The organism is Aliiroseovarius sp. B-4, assembly GCF_056857795.1.
On the sequence record NZ_JBSXNV010000041.1, the window covers coordinates 1 to 26,124 of the forward strand.

Here is a 26,124-nt window from a genome sequence, read left to right on the forward strand (position 1 = left end):
AGGCCATGAAGGCCATGAAGGCCATGAAGGCCATGAAGGCCATGAAGGCCATGAAGGCCATGAAGGCCATGAAGGCCATGAAGGCCATGAAGGCCATGAAGGCCATGAAGGCCATGAAGGCCATGAAGGCCATGAAAAATCGCCTGAGCATCCAGCGCAAGCCGAAAAATCCAACCATTCCACACACGCCACCCATACCTCCGCAGGTCTTGCGACCTACACCTGCCCGATGCATCCCGAAGTGATCTCGGACACCCCCGGTTCCTGCCCGAAATGCGGCATGAACCTGGTGCCGCAGGCCGGCACCGGGGATCACACGGGACATACCGGTGCCGACGAACAGGGTGGAGAGCAGGGTCACGGCGGTCACGGCGGTCACGGGCCCGCACCCGACATTCCCGGGATCGAGCCGCATTTCATGTCCATGGCCGCTCTGACCGAAGGCAAGCCCGTCAGCCCGGACGGATTGGTCATGGAATGGATCGACGCGCCATACGGCCCGTTCTTTCCGGGACTTCCGAGTGGTCTTGGGCTGATGCTCACGCTTGACGGCGACAGTGTGGCGCGAGCCGAGGCGGCAAGCCTCGGCGCGGTCGCACTCGCACCGGGCTTTTTGGCGGCAGAGTTGCCCGACCGGCTCGCCGCACTTTCACCGCTCTCTCCTGTGGTCTTGCGCGAACTTGCCTGTCGGGCGCTTGAAACCGCTGGGGGGCGCACGCCCTCGCCAAGCGATACCGCAGCCCGCGTCGCCGCTGTTGAACGCGAACGTGTCGCCAGCCATTTGTGCTGGCTCGCCGGGCTTGCCCGACAGACCGGGCTCGTGTGGCTGGAACGCCGTGCTGGCGCTCTTCATCAAGGGTTGCGCATGGCCGATCCGGGCGAAGTCGCACGCCGTGCCCCGGCGATCCGCGCGTTTGCAGACCGGCTGCGCCGCACGCCGCTCCTCCGCGAGAGGCTGGCCAATATCGGACGGATCAGTCGATCCGGAGCCGAGGGCATCGGCGGTCCCGTCGCGCGCGCCTCGGGTATCGTCACGGATGCACGGGAAAAGGACGAGGCCTATGCCGCGCTCGGCTTTCAGCCGATAACCCAATCCGAGGGCGACGCCTGGGCGCGGCTGTCGCAGCGCGGGGACGAAATCGGGCAAAGCCTCGATTTGATTGCGCGCATCGGGGCCATCGCCCTGCCCGTCCCACCCACGCCACTGATGCCGGACGGGCACGGCATGGCAACGGTCGAAACCCCGCGCGGCCCCGCCACGCTGCATCTGAAGCTGAAGGGCGGTGCGGTCGAAACGCTGTATCTGACGACGCCTTTCGCGGCGCTTGCCGGGCTTGTCGGGGCGATGACGGACCAGATGGAATTGGCCGAGGCACTGACCGCTGTCGGTTCTCTCGACCTCGATCCCTGGGGGACCGGCGCATGACCATCGCCGCCATCCTTCTGGCGCTTGCCATCGGTTGTTACGCGGTTGCGGTGCTTGAGGGCTGGGCGGTCCACGGGCGGTTCAGTCTGACGCGCCCTGCCATCTCGGCGCTGGCGCTGCTTGGCCGCGAACAGATCCTGCCGCGCACGCCCGACCGGCTGTTTTACGAGGCCGGGCCGGTGCTGCTGCTGATTGCGGGACTTTTGTCGGTGGCGGTGATCCCGATGGCACCAGGGCTGATCATCACCGATCTGGCCATCGGCGCGCTGTTCCTCAACGCCGCGTTGGCCTATGTGCTGGTGGCACTGATCATGGCCGGCTGGGGGCCGAACGGGGCCTATGGCATGATCGCGGGCTGGCGGTTCCTGGGTCAGTTCGTTGCCTATGCGATGCTGATCGTGATGCCGATCACGGCGGTCGCGATGCGCGCCGAGTCGCTGTCCACCACCCAGATCGTGTTGTCGCAGGCGGCGTTGTGGAACGTCGCCTATCAGCCCATTGGCTTCGTCCTGTTCGTGATCGCGGCAATGGGCGTGGCGTGGCTGCCACCGATCGACCTGCCCACGGGCGGCGGCGATCTGGCCAGCGGGGTCGAGGCCGAATACACCGGCGCGCGGCTGGCGATTTTCAGGCTGGCGCGGCTGGTGATCGTCGTGGCGCTTGCCAGCGCCACCGTCACCTTCTATCTCGGCGGCTGGCTTGGTCCGTGGCTGCCGGGCTGGGCCTGGACGGCGCTCAAGACGCTGGTGGTGATTGCGGCGATGCTGCTGGGAGGCCGCCACCTGCCGCGCCTGCGCGAGGCACGGTATCTGGCCGTCAGTTGGAAACTCGGCATTTCGCTGGCGCTGGCCAATATCTTCCTGGTTGGCGTCATCGCCCTGGTGGTGCCGATATGAGCCTTGCCGCCGCCTTTTTCCTCGCCTTCTTCGGTATTGCCGCGATCTGGTTCGGCGTCGTCGTATTCCGCACACATTCCATGGTGCGCTCGGCCATTGCGTTGCTATTCAGCCAGACCGCCATCGGCGCGATGTTCCTTGTCATGCAGGCCGAGTTCCTGGGCGTGCTCCAGATCATGATGATGGCCACCGAGATGAGCGTCATGGCGATCTTCATGGTGATGTTCATGATGGACCCCGGCGGCATGGGAAAAATGGAGATGACCCACCAGAAACGCCTGTCGCTCTGGGCTGGCGGCATCGCATTGGTTGCGGCCCTGGCAGTAATCTGGACCGCGGGCTGGCAGGGGCCGGTACCCGACGTGCCGGGGGCCGACGAACAGGCGCGGATGCTGGGGCGCGAACTGCTGGGCCGCTCGATGTTCATCTTTGAAAGCGCGGCGCTGATGATCCTGACGGCGATGATCGCCGCGACAATGGTGGCCATCGCCCCGCGACAAGAGGATAAGAGATGATCCCCGAACTCATGATTGCACTCAGCGTCGGTGCGGCGCTGTTTGGCGTCGGCCTTTATGGCGCACTGAGCCAGACCAATCTGGTGATGATCATAATGGGGGTCGAACTGGTGCTTGCCGCCGCCTTGGTGAACATGGTCGCCTTCTGGCGCTATCTGCACCCCGATGTGACGGCGGCCAAGATGTTCGTGCTGATCGTCATGGCGGTGATGGCCGTCGAAATGGCGGTGGGCTTTGGCATCGCCATCGCCCGGTTCCGGTCGCGCGGATCGGTCGAGATGGAAGAAGCGCGGGAGCTCAAGGGATGAACTGGCTGGCGCTCACGCTTCTGGCCCCGCTGGGTGCCGGGCTTGCGGTCTTCGTGCTCGGGCGGCTGCCAGCCGCAATCGCGCTGGCGGGCGCAGGGTTGGGGCTTGCCGGGGCGCTCGGGCTGTTCGCCGGAGCCATGGATGGCACAGACGTCATGGCCTCGCTGCCCTTCCTGCCAGACCTTCCGATCCGGCTGTTGGCCAGCCCGTTGACGGCAACGCTGTCGCTGGTTGTGGCCACGGTCGCCGCGATGGTGCTGACCTATGCCGCTGGCTACATGGCCCGCGATCCCGAAAAGATCCGCTTTTTCGGCACCCTGCTGATGTTCGTCGCCGCGATGCAGCTTCTGGTGCTGTCGGGCGACTGGATCACGCTTCTGGCGGCGTGGGAGATGATCGGCTTTGCCTCCTACCTGCTGATCGGCTTCTGGTATGGTCGCGCGGGCGTTCCGGCTGCGGCCATGCGGGCGTTTCTATACACCCGCACCGCCGATCTGGGGCTGTATCTCGCCGCCTTCCTGCTGATCGGCGTGGCCGGAACCTCCGAGATTTCCGCCACCCTTGCCACCACCGGCACACCGGCGCTGATCGCCGGACTTCTGCTGCTGTTCGCCGCGATGGGGAAATCGGCGCAGGTGCCGATGCAGGACTGGCTGATGCGGGCCATGGCCGGGCCGACGCCGGTCTCGGCGCTCTTGCATTCGGCGACGCTGGTGGCGGCAGGTGCGATCCTTCTGATCCGCGCGGCACCGATGCTGCCGGGTGGCGCGTTGCTGGCGGTGGGTGTCGTCGGCGGGATCACCGCCCTCGTGGCTGGGCTGATGGCGCTGGCCGCGCGTGACCTCAAGCGCCTGCTCGCGGCCTCCACCGCCAGCCAGTACGGGCTGATGCTCGTGGCGCTCGGCGCCGGCGCACCGGTGGCAGCCCTTTTGCACCTGATCGCCCATGCCGCGATCAAATCCTCGCTGTTTCTTGGCGCGGGCGTGTTCCAGCATGACCGCGAGCGCACCGATCTAGACGCGCTGGCCGGTGCCGGACGCGCCCGCCCCGGTATCTTCGCGGGCTTCGCGCTGGCGGCACTGGCGCTGGCAGGGCTGCCGCCGATGGCCGCTTATGTCTCGAAGGATGCTATCCTCGCTGCCGCGCTCGACAGCCCGTCTGCGGTCTGGCTGCTGCCGCTGGCGCTGCTGGGTTCGGTGCTGACGGGCACCTATATGGCCCGTGCGCTGAAGATTCTGTGGTCCGGCGCGGCCGGCAAGGCCCAAGACGCGGTGCCTTACATGGCAGTCGGCATGGGGGTTCTGGTCACGCTCGCCGTGACGCTCGGCTTCGGGTTCAAACCGCTTGAGACGATGTTGGGCGCGGAACTGCCCGAGCCCTCATGGATCATCCCGGCGATGGGATTGGCCGTGGGCCTTGGCGGGCTGGCGCTTGGCTGGGCGCTGCCTCCCGCCCGACTGCTCGGCCCACTGCTGGCCCCGGCGCAAAACGGCTTTGCGGTCGGGGGCGGCATGGACGCGCTGGTGGCCCGCCCCGCACTGGCGCTGGCCGCCGCATGCGAACGTTTGGAGCGGTGGCTCTTTGCTGGCGTTCTCGCGATAGGCCGGTACAGTCTGTCTGTCGGTCGCAATGCCCTTCGCACCGACCACGACATTATCAACGGTACAATTTTCGGTTTTGTGGACCGCACGATCGCGCTGGCTGCCCGCGCGCGCCGCCTGCAAAGCGGCTTCATCCACCGCGAAATGGCGTTGACCTTCGCCGGTATTGCCGTTGTCGTTGGCGTTCTTCTCGCCGCTCCGCTCTTTCTCTAAGGATCGAATTTATGCCGCTTCTGACCATCGCCACCTTCTTGCCGATCCTGTCGGGTCTTGTCCTTATGGCCTTGCCAGACCGGTCCGCAAGAACCGCGCATGGGGTGTCCATCGCGGCAACCGGGACCGTTTTTCTGATCACGCTGGCGATCTGGTCGCGCGGTATTGTCCCCAGCGGATTCGCGCAAATCGAGGAAATCGCCTGGATCCCCGCCATCGGCGCAGCCTATCGGCTTGGGTTGGATGGGCTGAGCCTGCCGCTTGTGCTGCTCACTTCGCTGCTGTTCCTGCTGTCGGCGATCTATTCGGCGCGGATCGGCCAACGTGCGGCCAGCTATGTCGTGCTGATGCTGATGCTGGAGACCGCCGCGCTCGGCACTTTCATGGCACTGGACGGGCTGTTGTTCTACGTCTTCTTCGAGGTTTCACTGGTCGGCATGTATTTCATGATCGCCGGCTGGGGCTATGAGGACCGCCAGCGCGCCGCGCTGATGTTCTTCCTCTATACGCTGCTGGGGTCTCTGCCGTTGCTGCTGGCGATCATCGGGCTGTATCTGGGCAGTGGCTCGTTTGACATGCGGGTCTGGATCGACGCACCGCCGCTGACCGGGCTGGCGGCGATGCTGGCCCTTATTGCGATGTTGTTTACCTTCGCAGTCAAAATTCCGGCCTTTCCGGTGCACACATGGCTGCCGGCGGCGCATGTGCAGGCCCCCACAGCGGGCAGTGTGATCCTGGCGGGCGTGATGCTGAAATTCGGCACCTACGGGCTGGTGCGCTTTGCACGGCAGATGACGCCCGAGGCCTTTGTGCAGGCCGGACAGGTGATCCTAGCCTTCGGTGTCGTCGGTGCGCTTTACGGCGCCTTCGCGGCGCTGGCGCAGACGGACCTGAAAAAGATGATCGCCTACACCTCGGTCAACCACATGGGTTACGTCGTGATCGGCGTCGCGGTGGCGGCACTGGCAACCGATCCGCGCATCCGAACCATCGGGCTCGACGGCGCGACTTTGCAGATGGTCAGTCACGGGCTGGTGACAGGCGCGCTGTTCTTTCTGGTCGGCATGTTGCAGGACCGGGCGCATAGCCGCGAGATAACCGATTTCGGTGGGCTTCTGGGCCGCGTGCCATGGTTGGGCTGGGCGTTCATCCTGTCGGCCTTCGCCTCGCTTGGCCTGCCGGGTCTGGCGCATTTCCCGGCCGAGTTCCAGATCTTCCTGGCCACGCTCAACGCAGCACCCTGGGCCATTGTCGCGGTTCTGGCCATCGTGGTGACGGCGGCGCTTTATCTGCGCGCCATCGCGGCGGTGTTTCTGGGAGAGGCCAACGACAAGTGGGCCGACATGCCCGATCTGGACCGGCGCGAGAAACTGGTTGTGGTGCCGCTTCTGATCCTGACGATTCTGGTTGGCGTGGCACCCGGCTGGCTGATTGACATCATCCACACCACCATGACGAGCTTGGCCAACTGATGCTGCGCGACCTGTCCTTTCTCGCCCCCGAGCTGCTGCTGGCCGGTGCCGCCATGCTGATGATCGTGGCCGAAATGGCCCGGGCGGCGCGGTTGGTGCTGGCGATCGGGCTTCTGGCGCTGGCCGCGTCCACGACGCTGACATTTGCGGTGCTCGATGCCGACACCACCGTGTTCGGCGGCACATACCGGATCGACACAATCGCCGGATGGGCCAAGTTGATCCTGCTTCCCGGCACGGCGCTGGCGCTGCTGATGGCACGGTCCGAGATCGCCGGGCGCGACCGCGAGGGCAGCGTCTATTCCCTTATCGTGCTGGTCACGCTGGGCGCGCTGATGCTGTCGGGGGCGGGCGACATGATGGTGGTCGTCATCGGCGTGGTGCTGACCGGGCTGGGGTCTTTCGCTCTGGTGAGCTATCCGCGCGACGACGCGGCCACCGAGGCGGGGATGAAATACCTCGTCTTTGGCGCAGTCACCGGATCGGTGATGATCTACGGGCTGACCTTCTGGTTTGGCGGTGCCGGATCGACGCTGTTCTCCGAACTCGACCAGTTGCGCGGCCAGACACTCGTGACCATTGCGGGACTGATCGCGGTGATCGTGGGCCTTGGCTACAAGGCATCGCTGGTGCCGTTCCATTTCTGGGCGCCGGACGCCTATGACGGCGCGCCGGTCTCGGTCGCGGCCTATCTGTCGGTCGTCACCAAAATGGCGGCCTTCTTCGCCTTCGCCCAGGTGCTGCGCGACCTCCCGCGCGAGTCCGTCTGGCCGTTCGCGCTGGCGCTGATCTCGGCGGCGACGATGACCTACGGCTATCTTGCGGCATTGGTGCAGACCAACCTGGTGCGGCTGATCGCCTATTCCTCTGTGGCGCAGTCGGGATACATCCTGATGGGCGTCGTGGCGCTCGGCGTCAGCCCCATCGCGGTTCCCGCCATCCTGGTATTCGCGGCGGCCTATGTGGCGATGAACCTCGGCGCATTCGCCGTCGTGATGGCGACAGGGCGGACGCTTGACGATCTGCGAGGCGTCGGGCGATCCCGCCCCTGGCTCGGGGTGGCGATGGTCGTGTTTCTGTTGTCGCTCACCGGGATTCCGCCGCTTTTCGGCTTTGTCGGCAAGGTCTATCTGTTCATGGCGGCGGTCGAGGCAGGCTACCTGTGGCTCGCCATCGTCGGGATCCTGAACTCCGTCCTCGCGCTCGGGGTTTACCTGCGCATGGTGGTGCCCTTGTATCGCGCTTCCGATGACGCCGTGGCGGGGCCGATCATGCCCCTGCTTGCGATGGTACTTGCGGCCACGGCAGCGGCGACACTGGGCCTTGGCGTGCTGGCGGGTATTCTGCTTCCCTGACAGAAGGCAGATTTAGGGTCCGGTCGAGTGGTGGGGCCAGGCAAATGCTTGTCGTGCGAAGTGCGTTTTCAGTTGAATTCATGCTTTGTGCGAGCGGCATCAGACCGACCTTCGCACATTTCAGCACAAAACCGCCCCATGAAAACGCGGACAAATGATGGGCAAATCACGCTTTGCCTGAAAAATCGGTGTTAAGAATCCATCCCGCTGGTGTTCGCTCAACCGCAAATCCTGTATCGGGTGTCGCCTTTGGTGCAATCACATGCGCTGGTGGTGCGGCCTGCGGCATCGGCGAGACGGTCAAATGCGAGCTTCGAACCTCATGTGACCTACCGTGGCGCCATGCGGATCGCACCATCCAGCCGGATCACCTCGCCGTTCAACATGCCGTTTTCAACGATGTGTCGCACCATGGCGGCGTATTCAGCCGGGTCGCCAAGGCGCGAAGGGAACGGAACTTGCGCGCCGAGGCTGTCCTGCACCTCTTGTGGCAGACCGGCGACCATGGGGGTCTTGAAGATGCCCGGTGCGATGGTCATCACGCGGATGCCATCGCGCATCAGATCGCGTGCCATGGGCAGGGTCATGCCCACAACGCCGCCTTTCGACGCAGCATAGGCCAGTTGTCCAATCTGCCCGTCAAATGCGGCGATGGACGCCGTGTTGACGATCACGCCGCGTTCACCATCGTCCGTGACGGGGTCGGCCAGTGCCATGCCTGCCGCCGATTGGCTCGCGCAGTTGAAGGTGCCGATCAGGTTCACGCCGATGGTTTTCGCAAAAAGGCCGGGATCATGGGGTTCGCCTTTGGACTGGGTTTTCGAAGCAGGCGCGATGCCGGCGCAATTCACCATTATTCGTTCCTGCCCAAGCGCTGCACGCAGCGTCTTGAACCCCTCAGCAACCGATGCCGCATCAGACACGTCCACTTTTGCAAAAGCACCGCCGATATCCTTGGCCTTCCTTTGTCCGGCCTCTTCGTTCAGGTCGAAGATACCAACATTTGCACCTGCGTTCGACAAGGCCTCAGCGACCGCGCCGCCCAACCCGGACGCCCCCCCCGTGACGATGGCAACTGTGTTTTCAGTGATCTGCATGGCAAGTCCTCCGCTCATGGCATGAGGCGGCATAGCAAGAATTGCACAATCGTTCAATAAATCCCGATGGGCGATCAACGTTACGCAGCGTCGCCCGGCCCTGCACAGATCGGAACTGCCCCATCGACCGGTGCCAGCGCCTGCATAGCCGCGAACTGGGTCAGATAAACACAGCCGGTCAGGTTCTCAACAAAACGGGTCCGCATCAGACGGTCCATGACCGGGCCTTTGACTTCGGACAAGCTGAGCGTGATACCAGCGTCGCCCAGTTGCCGGTTCAGGTCTTCCAGTGTCTCCAACGCGGACAGGTCAATCTCGTTCACCGCCGAACACATCAGCACCACATGCTTGATGCCGCCTTTCGCGACACGGGCCAGCAGATAGTCTTCGATATACCGCGCGTTGGCGAAATAGAGGTTTTCATCCAGTCGAAGCGTCACCAGTTCCGGGTGGGTCAGCACCTTGTGGCGGTTGATGTTGCGAAAATGCTGCGTGCCGGGAACCAGTCCGACCTCGGCGATATGGGGACGCGAAGTTTTGTAGAGGTAAAGCACAATCGACAGGATCACCCCGGCCGACACACCGATTTCCACACCGAATCCAAGGGTCAGCAGGATGGTTGCCAGAACCGCCGTAAAATCGGCGCGATGGTAATCCCAAGTGGCCTTGAGGATGTGGAAATCAACAAGGCTCAGGACCGCGACAATGATCGTGGCGGCCAAAGTGGCCTTGGGAAGGAAGAACAGAAGCGGCGTCAGGAACAGCGCGGCCCCCGCGATGCCGACCGCGGTGAACGCACCTGCGGCGGGGGTTTCCGCACCAGCGTCGAAATTCACCACCGACCGCGCAAACCCACCCGTGACCGGATAGCCGCCCGACATGGCCGCCGCAATGTTGGACGCGCCCAATCCGACAAGTTCCTGATCCGGCACGATGCGCTGGCGCTTCTTGGTGGCCAACGTTTGCGCGACCGAGATGCTTTCCACAAATCCAATGATCGAGATCAGCAGAGCCGAGCCAAGCAGACTGGTCCAAAGGTCGGCATCGAAACGGGGAAACGTCAATGGCGGCAGACCCTGCGGCACGTCGCCCACGATGGCGACACCCTTTGATTGCAGATCGAACCCCCAACTGATCAGGGTCGTCACCGCCACCGCGCCAACCGGTCCGGCTTTTGCCAGTATGTCGGCCATTCGCGGGCCAAGTCCAAGCAAAAGAAGCAAAGGTTTCAATCCCTTGCGCACCCAAAACAGAAAGGCAACCGAGGCGGTCCCAATCACGAATGTAAACAGGTTGGTCTGCGTGATATGGGCGAAAAGCGAGCCGATCAGGTCAAAGAGCGAATGACCATACGCGTCAATCCCAAGAATATGTTTCAACTGGCTGGTGGCAATCAACAGGCCCGAGGCCGTGATGAACCCCGCGATCACCGGGTGGCTTAGAAAATTCGCCAGAAAGCCCAGCCGGAACACGCCCATGATCATAAGGATCAGCCCCGACAAAAACGCCAGCGTGATCGCGGCGGCGGCATAATCCGCCGGGTTGTCCAAGCCAAGATTGCCCACGGCCGCTGCGGTCATCAGGCTGATCACTGCCACCGGACCCACCGCCAAGGCGCGCGATGTGCCGAAGATCGCATAGGCCAGCAGTGGCAGGATCGAGGCGTAAAGCCCCATCTCGGCCGGCAAACCTGCCAACAGCGCATAGGCCAGTGATTGCGGGATCAGCATGATCGTGACAATCACCGCCGCCACCAGATCCGAGGTCAGCGCCGTATTGTCATAGCGGGCACCCCAGTCCAGAATGGGCACATAGCGTCTGAGGGCAGCGCCGCGCGCCACCATTTTTTGCTCTTTATCCATGAGCTTTTTCCTAAGTATTCGAGAGACTTACCCCTGCAAGGGTCAAGCGTTGGCTTGCGCGGTCATCCACAAAATCTCGCTGCGTGTGCCGGTGCGGCAATAGGCGAAGACCGGGCCCGGCGCCTCGTCCACCACGCGTTGAAACTCGCCCATGACGGCAAAGGCGTCTTCACGGTTCGACATGGGCAGGAAAGACGTGGCCAGCCCTGCGGCTTCGGCAGCAGCATTGATCTCGGCCCAAGCGGGCTGACCCGGTTCTTCCCCATCGGGGCGGTTGCACATCACCACGGTGAACCCGGCAGCCTTGATGGCGGGAATGTCATTTGCGGTGATCTGCGGCGCGACCGTCACCTTATCGTCGAGTTTCTTCATCTGCATGTCACTGCCTTTCCAAGCGTCATCTCAAAGCGTGTTCACGGGCACTTTCAGGAAGGTCTTCCCATCTTCATCTGCGGGCGGCATGTCACCTGCCCGCATATTGACCTGAAGCGACGGGATGATCAGCCGCGGCATGGCAAGTTGCGCATCACGCTCGGTGCGGAATTTCACGAATTCCTCTTTGGTTTTGCCGCCACCCACATGGATGTTGTGCGCTTTCTCATCCGCCACACTGGTTTCCCACTGAATATCGCGCCCGTTCGGCCCGTAATCGTGGCACATGAATAGCCGGGTTTCATCGGGGAGGGCCAGAACCTTCTGAATGGAATCGTAAAGTTCGCCCGCGTCGCCGCCAGGGAAGTCGGCGCGTGCTGAACCCCCGTCGGGCATGAAAAGTGTGTCGCCCACAAAGGCCGCATCACCGATCACATGCACCATGCAGGCCGGTGTATGGCCGGGCGTGTGCATGACGAACGCATCCATCGTGCCGATCTTGTAGGTATCGCCTTCCTCGAACAGCCGGTCAAACTGGCTGCCGTCACGCTGGAACTCGGTGCCCTCGTTGAAGACTTTGCCGAACACTTCTTGCACCACGGTGATCTTGGATCCGATGCCGATCTTGCCGCCCAACTTGCCCTGAATATAGGGCGCGGCGGACAAGTGATCGGCATGGACATGGGTTTCGATCAACCACTCAAGCGTTAGCCCTTCGGCTTTGATAAAGGCAATGATCTGGTCCGCATGGTCATGGGTGATCCGACCGGCGGCATAGTCAATGTCCATGACACTGTCGATCACCGCACAGGCTTTTGACGCCGGGTCTTTGACCACATAGGAGATCGTGTTCGACTCCTCCTCGAAAAAGGCTTTCACCTCGGGTTTGAGGGACGTGTTGACGGGATAGTCGCTCATGACATGTCCTTTCCTGTCTGTGCAGGTGCGATTGGCACCCATTTATCAGTTGGCCTGCGCGGCGTCCTGCCGCCGGGCTGAGTTTGCAATCATCCAGCGGGCCAAAAGCATGCCCGCAATCAGGGAGGCGGTGAATATCAGAACCGCAGGGTTGCCGGTCGAGATCACGGGCAGTGCCGCACCGGGACAAAAGCCAGACAGCCCCCACCCAAGACCAAAGGTGAACGACCCCAGCACCAGTTTTCGGTCAACCAACTTTGTGCCGGGCAGCTTGAAGCCTTCGGCAAAGGCGGGCTTGGGGCGTTTGAAGACGAGCATGTAGCCAGGTGCCGTCACCAGGAGTGCGGCCCCCATCACAAAGGCAAGGCTTGGATCCCAGGTTCCAAAGACATCAAAGAAGTTCAGAACCTTGGCCGGGTTCGCCATGCCCGAGATCGCAATCCCCAGCCCAAAGACGACGCCTGCCAGATATGTCAGTAAAAGTTTCATCCTGCGCTCCTGCTACAGACCAACGACGTGACGGGTCAGAAACACCATCACCGCCGTGCCTGCCATGAAGGTCAGCGTGGCGACGATGGACCGCGTCGAAAACCGCGCCATACCGCAGACTCCGTGCCCCGATGTGCAACCCGAGCCATAAGTGACCCCGACGCCAACGATCAACCCGCCGATGATCATCGACAGGGTGGAAACCGGCACCTCGATCGTCGGAAAGCCGCCCGTTGCGGCCAGAAAGACCAGAGGACCGGTCAGCATCCCCGCAAGGATGACCGCGCGCCACGACCAGTCGGTCGAACTGCTGGGTTGCAGAAACCCCGCCAGGATTCCGGTCGCGCCAAAAACGTTCCCGCGCACCCACATCAGAAATACGGATGCAAGTCCAATCAGCGCCCCACCGATCGCGGAGGCCCAGGGTGTAAATTCGGTTTCGATCATATTCGCCTCACAGCTGTCCTGTTCGCATGTTAAGTTAAGCTCAGTCCGTGACTGGAACAAGAGTTACATTCGTTTTTTTGAATGTTTTTTCTGACTTCCGCCACGTCAACAAAAACCCCGCCTGCCATTCGGGCACGCGGGGCTTGATTTTTCAAGGGAATTGCGAGGGCTCAGTCGGAAACCGCGTCTTGCACGATTTCGTCCAGAAGCGCCTGAACCTTTTGCATGTCACCGTCTGGATACTTGCGATAGCCTACACGCACTTCGCCATCCGTATCGGTGACGAAGATGCCATAGGGGCAAAAGGCGATGTTCATCGGGTCAGGTTCCATCACCTCGCGGCTGATCTGAGCCGAGCAGAACAGAAAGATGTCAGCCGCGTCATAGATTTTGACGTCAGACCCGACATCGCCCTTCGTGCGTTCAAGCATCGCGCCTGTGCGGCTGACATAGTCGATTACCAGCCCCTTTCCCACAATGGCCGTTTCCACTGCGAACGTTGCGTCATCGAACTCGCCTTCGAACGCATAGGTGATCGCATGATCGGTTTCCTGCATGGCATGGTTGTCGGCCATGACCGGCGCGGCGAAAAGGCCGGCACACAGAATAAGAGTCAGTAGCTTTTTCATAAGAGGCACTCCTTGACGATCAGCGGGCAAGGTCCCTGCCCCGTCCGCAGATTGCGCCGGGGCAAAACAACTGCCCCGGTCATTGACTGAAACATATTCTATCAAGCGAATATTATCAACAGGTCATCCGAACATGTCCGCGGTGATCCCGGCATACCAGCCGATGCTTTCCTCATAGGTTGCTTTGCGCAGTTCGGAATCCTCGCCGGTCTGGCTGATAAACCCGTCCACCTTGGCGATCTTTTCATCCGTCGCCTCGTAGCTCGCGCCAACCTTCACGCCGTTGTCTGTGTCGATCAACGACCAGCAAGTGTTGGTGAACTTGGCCGGGAACAGCTTGGACCCGGTCAGCGCAGCACGCACCGCCATCGCGGCCACTTTCGCCTGACTGTTGGCAGCGAAGCCGGACTTGGGCATGTCGCCCTGCTGGCTGGCATCCCCCAGCACATGGATGTTTTCATCCACACGGCTTTGCATTGTGTGCGGGTTCACTGGCGCCCAATTGCCATCGGTGATACCTGCAATCTCGCAAATGCGCCCGGCCTTCATGGCGGGGATCACGTTGCACACATCGACCTTGGTTTTTTCGCCGTCTATGGTCAGCGCCATTTCATCGGGATTAACCGACACGTTTCCGCCTCCGAAATCCGATCCGATCCAGTCGATCATTCCGCTGTAAAGATCCCCCCAACCTTCCTGAAACAGCGCCATTTTAGAGAATTTGTCTTTCGGGTCGGCGATGATGATCTTGGCGGTCGGGTTCTTCGCCTTCAGAATATGCGCCACCATCGAGATCCGCTCATACGGCCCCGGAGGGCAGCGGAACGGGTTGGGTGGCGCCACCATGGCGAAGGTGCCGCCTTCGGGCATCGCCTCGATCTGCGCTTTCAAAAGTTCGGATTGCGACCCGGCCTTGTAGGCATGGGGCATCTTGTTTTGCTGGGTGACATCCCAGCCCTCGACCGTGCCATCGACAAAATCAATGCCGGGCGACAGGATCAGGCGGTCATAAGGCAGCGTCGCCCCACCTGCCAGCGTGACGGTGCGTGCCGCGCGGTCGATCCCGACCGCCCAGTCATGAACCACGTTGACCCCGAAATCGGACGCCAATTTGCCATAGCTGTGCGCGATCGAACTCAGCTTTCGAAACCCCGCCAGATACAGGTTCGAGAAGAAGCAGGTGTAATAACTGCGCGTGGGCTCAACCAGCGTCACATCGATCTCGCCCTTGCTGTCCTTGGCGATGTAACGCGCGGCGGTCGCACCGCCAGCGCCGCCACCGATCACCACGACCTTGGGCTTACCGTGGTTCGAGGCATGTGCCATCGGAGCCGCCAAGCTGGCCGCAGCGGCCCCCGCCGCCGCGCCGCCCATGAAAAGACGTCTGTTCAGTTGCATAGGAATTCCTCCGGGTTTGGTGCGAAGTCCGCGCGCACCGTTTGCATTGGGCTGACCAGTTCCGGCCTGCCCGCTCATGGCCGGGCAGCTTCGAAATAGGCAGCCAGGGCGGCGATCTCTTCATTGGACAGGCGACCGGCCATCATCTGCATCACGGGATGAGGGCGAAACTTGTCCTTATACGCGTGCATCGCAACCACGAAATCTTCGGCAGGCCAGCCAATGATGCCCGGAATGCCGTCGTTGTTACCGCTGAGCTGGTGGCAAGATGTGCATTCCGACGACAGGTATGCGCCATAATCCGGGTCGCCCTGAATGGCGAGGATGGCCGCATCGACCGAGTGATCCGTGCCCGCAGCGGTGGGTGCAGCTTCCGGAATGTTGCTGGGATCATCCGAGTATCTTCGCAAAAACGACAGCAAATCAGACCGTTGACCGGCGTCCTTCAACCCCTTGTACGCCATGCGCGTGTCGGACGCGAACGCCTTGGGGTTTTGAACATAACGATCCAGCAGATCAAAGTTCCAGACCAACCCATCTTTGCCCATGCGGGTCAGACCGTTGGAATAGTCAAACCCGTCAACCCCCGCCGCTCGTCGCCCGAAAATGCCGTTCAAGTGTGGACCAACCCGGTTTTTCGCGCCTTGTCCGACCGAATGGCATTCTGAGCATTCGCGGAACACCGCCTCGCCTTTTTCGGCGTCTCCGATCTCGTTTGAAAAAGCAGAGGTCGCCGCGAAAATCATGGCGGCAAGGCCGAGCGTGACGCGCCGTTTCCAAAGCGTGCAAAATCTGTAACGCGCTGGAACAACCCTCTGAATATTCTTCTTCATACCATTTTGCGTGCAATGGCCGCGCGTGACGATCACCACACGTCAGGCGTTTCGCCCTTTTCTTCCATTCGTTGAAAAATGTCCTGAAGATAGCGTTGGAACACTTGGTCCTGATAGGCATCGGTCGTCACAAACTCCAACGATTTCAGAAAGTGGAACGGCTTGAAATAACCGGGCATCCGAAAGGCTTCGGCGGCGCGGGCAGTGCTCGTGTCAGGCGCATCCGAGGGGAAAATCACAACGGTCGGTGTGAAATTGACACCCCATTTGACCGCAAGAGCGCGTTCCTCCAATGCCTCACCATCGAAATCGACAACTTCACGCGCCCCGAACAGATTCAACTGCACCACCATGTAGTATTCCTTCAGGTGGTCCACGATTTGCTGGCGGGTAAAATTGACCTCGTGCAGCTCACGACAATAGGGACAACCCTGTTGTTCGATCAGGATCAGAAGGTCTTTGCCATCCGCACCGGCTTCGGCCAGATCATCGGCCATTTCAAGGAAGCTGTCGGTGAACCAGGGCTGTTTGTGCAATCCATCATCGCCCAACTCGGCAGCCGTCACATATGTCGCCCAAAACAGGCTCACAACACCAAGGAAAATTGATCGTATGCGCATCGGACCCTCCTGATGGTTCATGCACCTTTCATGCCGCCAAACGCCTGCGTGACAAGGCCGACGGCCCTATGCTCAGCCTAGCACAGCTCTCTGACCCTACCAACATTCACCCAAAAAAGGGCACCGCCGCAGTCCGACGGTGCCCAGGTTGGGGATGGGCATCCTATTGACTGTTTGACTTCAAAAATTCGAGGATTGCCTCGATATCCGCGTCCTTTTTCAAGCCCGCAAATGTCATCTTGTTGCCCTTCAGATAATTGCGCGGGTTGGCCAGATAGCCCGAAAGCGTCTCTGTGTCCCAGACCAACCCGCTTTCGCCGGCTGCCATCATCGGTTTGGAGTACTTAAACCCTTCGACGGTTCCGGCGGTCCGACCCCAGACTCCGTTCAGAACAGGTCCAACGCCGTTTTTCGCGCCCTCGCCCACCTTGTGGCAGGCCTTGCATTTCTTGAAGACCTTCTCGCCATCGGCGGCAAGATCGGCATCAAAGGCGACAGCCACGGGCGCTGCCTCTTCGGCGGCAGGGGCTGCGGCCTCGTCCGTTACGGCGGGGGCTGTGGTTTCCACCTCGCCGCCGTCAGCACCCGCATTCGGATCGCCCTTGAAGACCACGTTGCGCGTGATTTCAACCGGGCCGGATTTGCAATCGCTCATGCAGCGTTCGGTAAATTTGCCATACTCGGTCTCGGGCCGGTCATCGACAATGAACCCGTCCGCATTGGGCATTGTCACGTCTGTAAACGTTTCTTTCGACAAGGTGAAATCGTCTTCCACCAGGTAGTTCGAATAAAGAATATACGCGACAATCGCATAGACATCGTCATCCGACAGCGTTTGCGCGGAACCGAACGGCATGGAGCGGCGCACATAATCAAACGTGGTCGACAGGTAAGGCCAGTAAGACCCCACCGTCTTCAACGGGTCTTCATCCGCCAGGGTATCTTCGCCGCCTGCCAATTTCGGCCAGTTGCCCACACCTTCGGCGAATTCACCATGGCAAGACGCGCAGTTTTCTGAAAACAAGGTCTCTCCGGTCAAGACGTCGCCCGAGCCTTCCGGCAGGTTTGACCCATCCGGGAACACATCCAGATCCCACGCTGCCACTTCATCGGCGGTTGCCGCGCGTCCCAAGCCCAGCTTTTCCGCCATCGCGGGCGCGGCGGTCAGGGCGACAATGGCGGTCGCCATTAAGAATTCAGGAAACTTCGACATTGTTCGCCTCCCCGTTCGCATTGACATGCCAGGTCTGGATACCATTGTTGTGATAGATCGAGTTCAACCCACGCACCTCGCGCAGTTGCGTTTTGGTTGGCTGGACATATCCGGTATCGTCCATCGCCCTCGATTGCAGGAACATCTCGGACCCGTCCCAGTCGATCTCCAGATAGAAGCGGCTCAGTGCCATGGGCTTGCCGGGTTCGGCCAACCGAGCCTCTTGCCACGTGAGGCCGCCATCCAGCGACACATCGACCGCCGTGATCGCGCCGTTGCCCGACCACGCAAGCCCGGTGATGACCAGCGGCCCCTTGCCGTGCGTGATCGGCTTTTGCGGGCTGGGGCTGGTGATGATCGACTTGGCGTCCATTGCCCAGGTCCACTTGCGCGAGGTGCCGTCAGCCAGTGTGTCAGTGTATTTTGAGGTTTCTTCCCGGCTTTCCACCGGTTTGTCCAACACCTCGATCCGGCGCAGCCATTTGACCCACATGTTGCCTTCCCAACCGGGCACGACAAGCCGCACGGGATAGCCATGCTCCATCCGCAGTGCTTCGCCGTTGGCTTTGAAAGCAATCATGCAGTCGTCCAGCGCTTTCTCAATCGGGATCGAGCGACCGTTGGACGAAGCATCCGCGCCTTCCACATAGATCCATTTACCCGCCAGATCGCCAGCCGCACCCAGCCCGGCTTCTTCCAACAGGGTGCGCAGGGTCACGCCGGTATATTCCATGTTGTGGATCATGCCATGAGTGTATTGCGCCCCGTTCAATTGCGCGCCTGCCCACTCCATGCCGGTGTTGGCCGCGCATTCCAGAAAGAAGGTGCGCGTGACACGCGGGAAACGCTCAAGATCGGCATAGGTGAAGACCAGCGGCGTATCGACCATCCCGTTGATCATCAGGCGATAATCTTCTTTGCGAAGGCTGATCGCGCCCGAGTGGTGACGTTCGAATGCACAGCCCTGCGGGGTGATCGTCCCATCCAGCGCGTGAATAGGCGTGAAGTTGATCGACGAGATCGTGTCTGCCGTCAGCCACTCTACATTGCGGCGGATCACATCGTTTTCGAATTCAATCGGCAGACCATAGGGCGTCGCATCCACTCCGTCGCCCAGACCGGTGGCCCAGTCCTGCACTTCGGTGATCAGCGGATCACCCTCGGCGCGTGCAGTCCCCGCGGCCCCAATCGCCGCCCCGGTTGCGGCAGCTCCTTTCAGGAACGCGCGACGGGATGTGCCCGATTTCGTAGAGCTGTCACTCATTTGGCATCTCTCCTCTAACATCTCGACATTCGCCTATGCACATGAATAGGCCAGAAAAATGGCTCGGAACCGTGTAGCCCCAAGCCGTGATGGATCAGGCGCCGACCACTGCAACTGAATTGTTCGGGTCCAGCCTGATGGTGCCTTGCTTCTTGATGTGGCTTTCGACCACGTCCCATATCTGCGGGCCTTCGGTGCCTTCGTTCACCGATGCCCAGCCAGCGACCACATAGGTTTTGGCCGGATCAATCGTCTCGCCGGTTTTCAACAGCGTCATTTCGGTGATCCGGTCACCCTGTGGCTTGGTGATATCGATGCGGTAGCCCATGCCACCGATCCGCACCATGTCACCGCCCTGCTGGTAGTAGGGATCGGGGTTGAACAGATTGTCGGCAACATCCTCAAGGATCGTGTGAATGAACTCGCCCGTCATTTCAGTGCGATAAGCCTTACCATAGGTCATCGAGGTGACGTTCCAGATATCCTCGCGCGTGATCTCCTGCCCCGGCAGGATCGACGGCCCCCAACGCACGCCGGGCGACATGGCGATGTCGGCTTCGCGTTCGTTGATCAGCGCATCGCAGATCAGGTCATCCCACGATCCGTTGAAATTGCCGCGACGATACAAAAGCGTGTCGGTGGTCCCAATCACCTCTTCCAACTCGGTCTTGAAGGGCGCGCGCTGTTCGTCAATCAGTTGGGTGATGGTGGCATCCGGTGTGATCACGTCGGCGAAGATCGGGATCAGCTTGTGACGGATCCCCATCATCTTGCCATCCCGCACATCCAGATCGACGCGGCTGACGAATTTCGAGTTCGACCCTGACGCGATGATGAAGGTTTGTTCCACCTGCACCGGTTCGGGTAGCGCGTCATGGGTGTGGCCCGACAGGATCACGTCGATCCCTTTGACTTTGCTGGCCATTTTCTTGTCAACGTCAAAGCCGTTATGGCTGAGCACCACAACCAGTTCGGCCCCTGCCGCGCGCACCTCGTCCACCATCGCCTGCATGTTCTCGTCGCGAATACCGAACGAGTATTCGGGGAACATCCAGCCGGGATTGGCGATGGGCATATAAGGGAAGGCCTGACCGATCACGGCAACTTTGACCCCGCCACGTTCAAAGAACTTGTAGGGTTTGAACAGTTCGGCGGGTTCGTCCCACTCAGCATCGAAAATGTTCTGGCCGAGGGCAGCAAAGGGCAGCCCGTCGACAATCTCGTTCACGCGGTCCGATCCCAGCGTGAATTCCCAATGGAAGGTCATCGCATCCGGTTTCAGCGCGTTCATTACGTTGACCACGTCCTGCCCTTCGGTGTGATAGCAGGTGTAAGACCCGTGCCAGGTGTCGCCCCCATCCAGCAGCAACGCGTCGGGACGTTCGGCGCGAATGGCGTTGACCACCGTGGCCACACGATCCATCCCGCCGACACGCCCATAAGTCTGTGCCAACGCGGCAAAGTCGTTATAGGTCAGGGCGTAAGCAGACGGTGATCCATCTTCGATACCGTAAGCGCGACGGAACGCCGCGCCGGTCACATGCGGCATCTGCCCTTTGGCAGCACCCACGCCAATATTGATCTCGGGCTCGCGGAAATAGATCGGTTTCAGTTGCGCATGAATGTCGGTGATATGGATTAGGCTGACATTGCCAAACGTGTCGAACTTCAGAAGATCATCCTGTGTCAGCGCCTGCTGCGCAGCCAGTCGCGCCCAGTTACCAAAACCCGACGTGCCATAAAGCGCCGAGGCAGCCATCGAGACCTGAAGAAAGTCGCGGCGAGAGATCATGAGCGGTTTCCCTTTGTTCGTCAGCACCTGAACACGCGCGATCCATGCAGTGCTTTGAATATATTGACATAAAGAAACCCCGCCCGGATGAACCCGGACGGGGCGAAAGACTTAGTTGCGGACTGACGGCCCTTCGACCGACAGGCCATTGCCACGCGACGCGACATAAAGCTCAAGCGCCACGAACTCGGGCGATCCTGTGCTGAACGTTTCGGCGCGGGTGTCACGAATGCAGCCCTTGAAGCGCGAATGCGACCCGTTCAGCTTGGTGTTTTTCAAGCGATAGGTCGGAAACCCGTTGATCTGGCCTTGGCTCAGGTGGTCAGCGCGGATCATGTTGCCATAGTTGTTTTCATGGCAGTTCGCGCAGCTCAGTTCCAACTGGCCATAGCGTGTGTAATAGATTTCCTTGCCTTTTTCCCACGTGGCCTGCGCTGGGCCATCAATGGCGACATTGACAGGCATCCCGCGCGAGACGGACGCCAGAAGCGCCTCGACGTCGATGGCAGCGCTGTTGTCATAGCCCCAAGGCTCAGCCCCCATACGGTTTTCGCGACAATCATTGACCTGCATCTGAAGTGTGCGCACTTCACCGGCCTCTTCGTTCCACTTGGGATACACGGCCTTTACGCCCGCCATCTCCTCGGGTGCGCCATGACAATCGGCACAGGACTTGCCTTCCGATCCGTCTGCGGTGGCCCATATCTCGGCCCCGTTTTCGACGCCCAACATGCCGGGGTTGTCGAAATCATCCATTTGCATGGTTTGTGTCTGATCTGACCGGAACCGCCAACCAGACATCACTTCGTCCAGCGCATCCGACAGATGCGCGGGCGCCGTGGTTTTGGTGACGATCTCGATATCGCCATTGATGATCAGTTCAGCGTTTTCATCCGCTGTGGCGATCGTCGCCCCGGTGAACGCGGCAGCGATCAATGCTGCAATGCCGTGAAGTTTTTTCATTATTGTTACTCCTCCCTTGCGCCGTGCTCAGCCGACCGCGATTGGCTTTGTTTCTTCATAGACAGAGCCATCATCGTCATACCAAGTAAACTTGAACTCGCCGGCCTCATCGACCTTGGCATCGAATTCAAAATACGGGTTGGTCGAGATCGCAGGTTCAAGCTTCACGTCAATAACCATCTTGCCGTTCAACTCGCACGTGAAGCGATTGATAATCGACCGCGGGATCAAATTGCCGTCGCCATCTTTGCGCTGACCCGATTCCATCTTGTGGCTGATCAGGGTCTTCAATGTCACCACATCGCCGGCACTTGCCGACTTGGGGACTTTTACGCGGGGTTTTACACCTTTTGCCATGTCTTCAAGCTCCTCTGATTAGCCGCCGCAGCCGCCGATAGTGACTTTTACCGTCGATGAGGCTTTCACAAAGCTTCCATCGGGCATTTTGGCGATGGCGATCACGTCCTGCGTGCCCGCCAGACGCATCCGGGTCGAAGCCGCCTGACTGCCAGCCGCTTCGCCGAAGTTAAACTGGGCAACGTTGGGGGTCGGATTGCCCGCGGCCAGCAGAATGATGGATTCCGCACCGGGCGCATCAACCGACACCGGTACAGTATTACCGTTCTCGGCGATCTCCGGGGCGGTCAGGGTGACACCACCCTCGCCCATCTCAGCACCGCCGGTAAAGGCGGCAATCGCGTCTTCCGCAGCGGCGGCGGCGCGCATCGGCAACATGGCGACGGCGGTTGCGCCGAGACCAAGCACCAGAGCATCACGTCGTGTGAATTTCATCTGTGTCTCCTGTAGATAGGGTTTGCCGATCTGTGCGCTTATTTCAGCGTCATCAGATAGGCGACAACATCTTCGATCTGCTGCGCTGACAACAGCGGTTCAACCTCGCCCTGGTGGGCCTTGCCGGTATAGGCGTTGCCCAGACGTGTAAATCCATCTGTCTTGTAGAAAGACGGCATCATCGAATCTTCGAACATCATCTTGGCATTCGCCACGATGCCGCGCAGTTCCGCCTCGCTCCAGCGGTCGCCAGCGCCGTCAAGCAGCGGACCAACCTCACCATGGAACGGCACGTCAGCCAGATCAGTGATTTCGTGGCAGGCAACACAGTTGCCCAGTGATTTTGTCGATACGACTTTGGCGCCTTCCATCGGATTGCCGGCGACGCCCGTCAAAGACCGGGCAATCGCCCCTTCTTCAAACTTGACATCCGCAGGCGCGACCGTTTCGGCGTTTGCCATTCCGAGCCCTGCAAGCAGAGCGACAAGCGTGATCGTTGTCCGCTTCATGATACCTCCCATGACCGTTGTGTGCACAACTATGTGCTAAGGTAACATGCTAAGTAATTTGCGCAACATCAAATTCTAATTTTTGAATTTCTTATAAATCCTACCAGCAGTTCAGGTGCTTTTTTTGCAGGCTGCACCTTGTCGTTGCGTGTGAACCCTCCAAGAAAACAATCGCTTTAATGACCATTCTAACCCACATTGCCAAACCACGGCATCCATTCCAACATCAGCTGCCCAATGACATTCACGCTGTTGGTCGCGATCAGAATCGCGAATACCACAAGCATGCCCCCCATCGCCCGCTCGACCCAGGGCATATATTTCCGGTTGCGTCCGGCCCACGCCAGAAACGGTCGCGCAAACAACGCCGCAATCACGAACGGCGTGGTCATTGCCAGCCCATAAACCGCCAGCAGCAATGCCCCGCGCCACATGTCGCCCATCCCCGATGCGATCATCAGGATCGAGGCAAGGGCTGGCCCGACGCAGGGCGTCCAGCCAAAGCCAAAGGCCAGACCCATCAGATAGGCCCCGATCAGGGTGCTGGGGGCAGCGGTGCTTTCCAGTCGCGCCTCGCGATACAGAAACGGGATCTTGACGACACCCAGGAAATGCAGGCCAAACGCCAACAGGATCGCCGCCCCGACATAGCTCAGCGGTTCTTTATATCGTGCAAATGCCGACCCCAGCGCCGTCGCTCCAAGCCCCAATAGGATGAAAATCGTCGTCACACCGAACGCAAAGGCGATCGCGGACACAACAAGCCGTCGTTGCGCGCCCTGACTGATCCTGCCCTCGCCCGTCAACTCGTTCATCGAGATACCGGCCATGTAACTTAGGTAAAACGGCACCATCGGCAGAATGCAGGGCGTGAAGAAAGACAACACCCCGGCAAGCGCTGCACCAGCAAATGAGATGTCGAGCATGACCATTCCTTGAAATCAGGACATATTCAAATTAGTTGTTGTATTGAAACAAGGTCAACCTTTTCCCGACACAGGGGCAAATCATGTCGCGTCTTCGTGCTGTCCTGACAGCCATGTTACTGGGCTTCTTTGCGCCGCCTGCCCTTGCGGCAGAACTGGTCATGGTCGAAGAACCCGGCTGCCCATGGTGTGCAAAATGGGAACGTGAGCTTGGGGCAATCTATCCCAAGACCCCCGAAGGCCAGTTCGCACCGCTGCGTAAGGTGCAACTTCATGATCTTCGAAAAACGGACGGTCCGGCCAGTCTGGGCATCGTGCTGGACCGCCCTGTCATGTTTACACCCACCTTTCTGCTGATCGAAGACGGGAAGGAACTTGCGCGGATACAGGGCTATCCGGGCGAGGATTTTTTCTGGGGGTTGCTGGATCGGATGTTGAGTGAAAAGACGACCTACCCAGCCCCGGCACCGATCGCCAACTGATCCCGCAGCGGCAACGGAATGGCACGGTGTTCCCGCGCAACCACGATGCAAACATGGTTCATGCGGTCAGATTGCATTAACCGCGATACGTCTATATGACAGCGAAAGCGGTATCAACGAAGAGGACACCCACATGGCATTGCCTGTCATCCGCGAGGACATGACGAGCGACGAGCTGGACAAGATGATGGCCAGCGCCTGCGACGCCTCGACCCTTCTGAAGGCGATCAGCCACGAAGGGCGGCTTATGATCCTGTGCCATCTAGTCACCGGCGAAAAATCCGTGACCGAGTTGGAACACCTTTTACATGCGCGCCAAGCAGCCGTGTCGCAGCAACTGGCACGCTTGCGTCTTGAAGGGCTTGTGACCCCGCGCCGCGAGGGCAAGACGATCTTTTATTCGCTGACCGATGAACGCCCGCGGCGCATTCTGGAAGTGATTTACGAGCTGTTTTGTTCAACGGACGACGCGGACCAGGTGAAGAAGGCCGCCGAATAAAGGTCTTGTTCCGCCACCTGCGGGGAAAGATGTCAGGCAAAGAGACAGACGGTTTTCGCCGCTGACCGAAAAGCTGGCGGTTCAATTCCCGGTCCGGGATACAGGAGCATCCACCCATGTTCGACTGGATCAGCGACGCCAATCTTGCCGCATTGATCGGCCTCGTCGGCGGCGTGATGTTGGGTCTGTCGGCCCGGCTGGGACGGTTCTGCACCCTTGGTGCTATCGAAGACGCGTTATATGCTGGATCGTCGCTGCGGATACGCATGTGGGGCATCGCGATCGGGGTCGCCATGATTGGCACCCATCTGTTGATCGCTACGGGTGTCATTCCGCTGGAAGATGCAATCTATATGCGGCTGGGTTGGAACCCGCTCGCCTCGGTCATCGGCGGTTTGCTGTTTGGGTATGGCATGGCCCTGTCCGGCAATTGCGGTTTCGGAGCGTTGGCGCGGCTTGGCGGTGGCGATCTGCGGGCCTTTGTGATTGTCGTGGTGATGGGACTGTCCGCATATGTCGCGATCTCGGGGCCGCTGGCCCATCTGCGCGTGCTTGCTTTTCCTGAAACCCTGGCAGACCCAGCGGCACTGCCGTCAATCTCGGTCAAGCTCGAAGCGCTTTCGGGCCTGTCTGCTCCTACCATCGGCATTGTGGTCGGGGTGCTCCTGATCCTGGCCATGTTCACCGGCAAAGAGATGCGGCACGCCCCCCAGACCGTATTCTGGGCCGTGGTCGCTGGACTCGCCGTGGTGATCGGCTGGGGAGGCACGGCCTGGGTCTTCACCAACGGCTTTGCGGCTACCCCGGTGGAAAGTCACACCTTTTCAGCCCCGTTGGGAGATACGCTGATCTACCTGATGACCTCTTCCGGCTCGTCGTTGAATTTTGGCGTCGGCAGTGTTGCGGGTGTTTTGATAGGCGCTTTTACTGGTTGCCTGTTCAAAGGGCACTTCCGCTGGGAAGCCTGCGAAGACCCGCGCGAGTTGAAACGTCAGATCGGCGGCGCGGCCATCATGGGACTGGGTGCCGTCATCGCCTTTGGGTGTTCCATCGGGCAAGGCCTGTCTGCCTTTGCGATCCTGTATTACGGTGCGCCCGTAACCTTTCTGGCCATCGTGGCCGGGGCAGCCTTGGGTTTGAAGCAGCTGATTTCCGGCTTTGCCGTCGCCGAGTGACGCGCAACGGATGAAAAACGCACAGGAGGCATCGGGCAGAACCTCATTCGCTCTTTTC

At 60.3% G+C, this 26,124-nt stretch carries 28 protein-coding genes; 10 read left to right on the forward strand and 18 right to left on the reverse strand.

Annotated features, from left to right (window positions below; translation table 11 throughout):
• Nucleotides 1-229 precede the first annotated feature (229 nt).
• The 7 genes from AC13C8_RS15455 to AC13C8_RS15485 are packed head-to-tail and all read left to right on the forward strand — an operon-like array spanning nucleotide 230 to nucleotide 7,786.
• Nucleotides 230-1,426 carry an NADH-quinone oxidoreductase subunit D-related protein gene (locus tag AC13C8_RS15455; RefSeq protein WP_482848196.1) on the forward strand — a complete coding sequence of 399 codons (1,197 nt, stop codon included), beginning with the start codon at nucleotides 230-232 and terminating at the stop codon, nucleotides 1,424-1,426.
• Nucleotides 1,423-2,322 carry a complex I subunit 1/NuoH family protein gene (locus AC13C8_RS15460; RefSeq protein WP_482848197.1) on the forward strand — a complete coding sequence of 300 codons (900 nt, stop codon included), beginning with the start codon at nucleotides 1,423-1,425 and terminating at the stop codon, nucleotides 2,320-2,322. The genes AC13C8_RS15455 and AC13C8_RS15460 overlap by 4 nt, the downstream gene beginning before the upstream one ends.
• The gene (locus AC13C8_RS15465; protein ID WP_482848198.1) at nucleotides 2,319-2,837 is read left to right on the forward strand and encodes an NADH-quinone oxidoreductase subunit J family protein; all 519 of its coding nucleotides are present in this window, start codon (nucleotides 2,319-2,321) and stop codon (nucleotides 2,835-2,837) included. Before AC13C8_RS15460 ends, AC13C8_RS15465 begins: the two co-directional genes overlap by 4 nt.
• Complete coding sequence (nuoK, locus tag AC13C8_RS15470) at nucleotides 2,834-3,145, forward strand: NADH-quinone oxidoreductase subunit NuoK (protein WP_091429856.1); 312 nt, start codon at nucleotides 2,834-2,836, stop codon at nucleotides 3,143-3,145. The genes AC13C8_RS15465 and nuoK overlap by 4 nt, the downstream gene beginning before the upstream one ends.
• Entirely contained in the window at nucleotides 3,142-4,959 is a 1,818-nt protein-coding gene (locus AC13C8_RS15475; protein WP_482848200.1) for an NADH-quinone oxidoreductase subunit 5 family protein, read from the forward strand. Before nuoK ends, AC13C8_RS15475 begins: the two co-directional genes overlap by 4 nt.
• Nucleotides 4,960-4,970: 11 nt before the next feature.
• Nucleotides 4,971-6,431, forward strand: a complete 1,461-nt coding sequence (locus AC13C8_RS15480) for a complex I subunit 4 family protein (RefSeq protein WP_482848202.1) — start codon at nucleotides 4,971-4,973, stop codon at nucleotides 6,429-6,431.
• Nucleotides 6,431-7,786 (forward strand): NADH-quinone oxidoreductase subunit N, encoded by a 1,356-nt coding sequence (locus AC13C8_RS15485; protein WP_091429852.1) that lies wholly within the window; start codon nucleotides 6,431-6,433, stop codon nucleotides 7,784-7,786. Before AC13C8_RS15480 ends, AC13C8_RS15485 begins: the two co-directional genes overlap by 1 nt.
• Nucleotides 7,787-8,115: 329 nt before the next feature.
• Here the strand turns inward: AC13C8_RS15485 and AC13C8_RS15490 are convergent, their stop codons facing one another.
• The 18 genes from AC13C8_RS15490 to AC13C8_RS15575 form a co-directional block, all read right to left on the reverse strand.
• Nucleotides 8,116-8,883 (reverse strand): SDR family NAD(P)-dependent oxidoreductase, encoded by a 768-nt coding sequence (locus AC13C8_RS15490; protein WP_091429851.1) that lies wholly within the window; start codon nucleotides 8,881-8,883, stop codon nucleotides 8,116-8,118.
• A gap of 80 nt (nucleotides 8,884-8,963) precedes the next feature.
• Nucleotides 8,964-10,745 carry a SulP family inorganic anion transporter gene (locus tag AC13C8_RS15495; RefSeq protein WP_482848207.1) on the reverse strand — a complete coding sequence of 594 codons (1,782 nt, stop codon included), beginning with the start codon at nucleotides 10,743-10,745 and terminating at the stop codon, nucleotides 8,964-8,966.
• A gap of 42 nt (nucleotides 10,746-10,787) precedes the next feature.
• Nucleotides 10,788-11,123 (reverse strand): protein tyrosine phosphatase family protein, encoded by a 336-nt coding sequence (locus tag AC13C8_RS15500; protein WP_482848209.1) that lies wholly within the window; start codon nucleotides 11,121-11,123, stop codon nucleotides 10,788-10,790.
• Nucleotides 11,124-11,147: 24 nt separating this feature from the next.
• Nucleotides 11,148-12,035, reverse strand: coding sequence for an MBL fold metallo-hydrolase (locus tag AC13C8_RS15505; RefSeq protein WP_091429848.1), 888 nt, complete (start codon nucleotides 12,033-12,035; stop codon nucleotides 11,148-11,150).
• A gap of 45 nt (nucleotides 12,036-12,080) precedes the next feature.
• The gene (locus tag AC13C8_RS15510; protein ID WP_091429846.1) at nucleotides 12,081-12,524 is read right to left on the reverse strand and encodes a DUF6691 family protein; all 444 of its coding nucleotides are present in this window, start codon (nucleotides 12,522-12,524) and stop codon (nucleotides 12,081-12,083) included.
• A 12-nt stretch (nucleotides 12,525-12,536) separates the two neighbouring features.
• A complete protein-coding gene (locus AC13C8_RS15515; protein ID WP_091429845.1) occupies nucleotides 12,537-12,971 on the reverse strand; it encodes a YeeE/YedE family protein in 435 nt (144 codons plus the stop codon).
• Between the two features lie 170 nt (nucleotides 12,972-13,141).
• Entirely contained in the window at nucleotides 13,142-13,528 is a 387-nt protein-coding gene (locus AC13C8_RS15520; RefSeq protein WP_407639076.1) for a DUF302 domain-containing protein, read from the reverse strand.
• Between the two features lie 195 nt (nucleotides 13,529-13,723).
• Complete coding sequence (locus tag AC13C8_RS15525) at nucleotides 13,724-14,998, reverse strand: NAD(P)/FAD-dependent oxidoreductase (RefSeq protein ID WP_091432206.1); 1,275 nt, start codon at nucleotides 14,996-14,998, stop codon at nucleotides 13,724-13,726.
• A 74-nt stretch (nucleotides 14,999-15,072) separates the two neighbouring features.
• Nucleotides 15,073-15,744: a c-type cytochrome gene (locus AC13C8_RS15530; RefSeq protein ID WP_091432204.1), complete on the reverse strand. Its 672-nt coding sequence runs from the start codon at nucleotides 15,742-15,744 to the stop codon at nucleotides 15,073-15,075.
• Between the two features lie 119 nt (nucleotides 15,745-15,863).
• A complete protein-coding gene (locus AC13C8_RS15535) occupies nucleotides 15,864-16,451 on the reverse strand; it encodes a thioredoxin family protein (protein ID WP_482848211.1) in 588 nt (195 codons plus the stop codon).
• 163 nt (nucleotides 16,452-16,614) lie between these two features.
• Nucleotides 16,615-17,664, reverse strand: coding sequence for a c-type cytochrome (locus AC13C8_RS15540; RefSeq protein WP_482848212.1), 1,050 nt, complete (start codon nucleotides 17,662-17,664; stop codon nucleotides 16,615-16,617).
• The gene (soxC, locus tag AC13C8_RS15545; protein ID WP_482848213.1) at nucleotides 17,648-18,928 is read right to left on the reverse strand and encodes a sulfite dehydrogenase; all 1,281 of its coding nucleotides are present in this window, start codon (nucleotides 18,926-18,928) and stop codon (nucleotides 17,648-17,650) included. The genes AC13C8_RS15540 and soxC overlap by 17 nt, the downstream gene beginning before the upstream one ends.
• A gap of 94 nt (nucleotides 18,929-19,022) precedes the next feature.
• On the reverse strand, nucleotides 19,023-20,720 hold the full coding sequence (soxB, locus tag AC13C8_RS15550; protein WP_091432203.1) for a thiosulfohydrolase SoxB: 1,698 nt from the start codon (nucleotides 20,718-20,720) through the stop codon (nucleotides 19,023-19,025).
• Nucleotides 20,721-20,831: 111 nt separating this feature from the next.
• Nucleotides 20,832-21,683: a sulfur oxidation c-type cytochrome SoxA gene (soxA, locus tag AC13C8_RS15555; protein WP_091429839.1), complete on the reverse strand. Its 852-nt coding sequence runs from the start codon at nucleotides 21,681-21,683 to the stop codon at nucleotides 20,832-20,834.
• A 27-nt stretch (nucleotides 21,684-21,710) separates the two neighbouring features.
• Nucleotides 21,711-22,040 carry a thiosulfate oxidation carrier complex protein SoxZ gene (gene soxZ / locus AC13C8_RS15560; protein WP_482848214.1) on the reverse strand — a complete coding sequence of 110 codons (330 nt, stop codon included), beginning with the start codon at nucleotides 22,038-22,040 and terminating at the stop codon, nucleotides 21,711-21,713.
• 18 nt (nucleotides 22,041-22,058) lie between these two features.
• Nucleotides 22,059-22,475 (reverse strand): thiosulfate oxidation carrier protein SoxY, encoded by a 417-nt coding sequence (soxY, locus tag AC13C8_RS15565; RefSeq protein ID WP_091429835.1) that lies wholly within the window; start codon nucleotides 22,473-22,475, stop codon nucleotides 22,059-22,061.
• Between the two features lie 38 nt (nucleotides 22,476-22,513).
• Nucleotides 22,514-22,984 carry a sulfur oxidation c-type cytochrome SoxX gene (gene soxX / locus AC13C8_RS15570; RefSeq protein ID WP_482848217.1) on the reverse strand — a complete coding sequence of 157 codons (471 nt, stop codon included), beginning with the start codon at nucleotides 22,982-22,984 and terminating at the stop codon, nucleotides 22,514-22,516.
• Nucleotides 22,985-23,172: 188 nt separating this feature from the next.
• Nucleotides 23,173-23,910 carry a cytochrome c biogenesis CcdA family protein gene (locus AC13C8_RS15575; RefSeq protein WP_482848218.1) on the reverse strand — a complete coding sequence of 246 codons (738 nt, stop codon included), beginning with the start codon at nucleotides 23,908-23,910 and terminating at the stop codon, nucleotides 23,173-23,175.
• Nucleotides 23,911-23,993: 83 nt separating this feature from the next.
• Between AC13C8_RS15575 and AC13C8_RS15580 the strand changes: the two genes are divergently transcribed.
• The 3 genes from AC13C8_RS15580 (at nucleotide 23,994) to AC13C8_RS15590 (ending at nucleotide 26,066) form a co-directional block, all read left to right on the forward strand.
• Nucleotides 23,994-24,392 carry a thioredoxin domain-containing protein gene (locus AC13C8_RS15580; protein ID WP_091429833.1) on the forward strand — a complete coding sequence of 133 codons (399 nt, stop codon included), beginning with the start codon at nucleotides 23,994-23,996 and terminating at the stop codon, nucleotides 24,390-24,392.
• A 133-nt stretch (nucleotides 24,393-24,525) separates the two neighbouring features.
• Nucleotides 24,526-24,891: an ArsR/SmtB family transcription factor gene (locus AC13C8_RS15585; RefSeq protein ID WP_091429831.1), complete on the forward strand. Its 366-nt coding sequence runs from the start codon at nucleotides 24,526-24,528 to the stop codon at nucleotides 24,889-24,891.
• Nucleotides 24,892-25,007: 116 nt separating this feature from the next.
• Nucleotides 25,008-26,066: a YeeE/YedE family protein gene (locus AC13C8_RS15590; protein WP_482848220.1), complete on the forward strand. Its 1,059-nt coding sequence runs from the start codon at nucleotides 25,008-25,010 to the stop codon at nucleotides 26,064-26,066.
• Nucleotides 26,067-26,124: the final 58 nt, after the last annotated feature.